Raw genomic sequence first — 629 nt, 5'->3', positions numbered from 1 at the left:
ACGGTTGTATTAAGCGGAGAGATTGAATCAAAGACGTTCGTTGATGCATCGGTCAATGGACGAGATCAGGCTATGCTTACGCGTGAGTCCGTTAGTGATATTTCCCGGACGATAAAGCTGCAGCAATTCTTCCCGGCTATTGGACGGGAGGTTAATGGACGAATTGAGATATTAGATGGGACCCGACGCCGTGCCGCCTGCATATTTAATAACGTTAAATTCGAAATCCTAGTAACTAAAGATGATATATCACTCGCCGATGCACGGCAGTTAGCGCAAGATATCCAGACAGCTAGAGAACATAGCCTTCGAGAGTTGGGGAAACGACTTGAAGTCACCTATGGAACTAGCATGACGAAAGAAGAGATTGCGTTGAAAGAGAATCTCTCTCCGGCGAAAGTGACTCGCGCGTTTCAGGCCGCAGCAGTGCCAGATGAAATGGTTGCAGTATTCCCGGTGATAAATGATATTTCTTTGTCGGATTATCAGTTTTTGCTAAAACTGGCTGAAGAAGCAAACAACAAGCAAACATCCGTAACAGAACTGATGGAAAAAGTTCAACATCGGTTGAAGACCATGCCAGATTATCCGGCAATTGATAAAAGCAAAATTCTGGCGGCTATCAGGGT

1 protein-coding gene is annotated in these 629 nt (G+C 45.2%); it reads left to right on the top strand.

Annotated elements, in window-relative coordinates; all coding sequences use genetic code 11:
- Nucleotides 1-629: ParB/RepB/Spo0J family partition protein (locus ABD361_RS30480; RefSeq protein WP_344440221.1), on the top strand; the 629-nt coding region annotated here is incomplete at both ends.

This window comes from Streptomyces luteosporeus (assembly GCF_039532865.1).
GTDB classification, from domain to species: Bacteria; Actinomycetota; Actinomycetes; order Streptomycetales; family Streptomycetaceae; genus Streptomyces; species Streptomyces luteosporeus.
The sequence above is the reverse complement of the archived record's forward strand: the minus strand, read 5'-3'. Positions and strand labels throughout refer to the sequence as shown.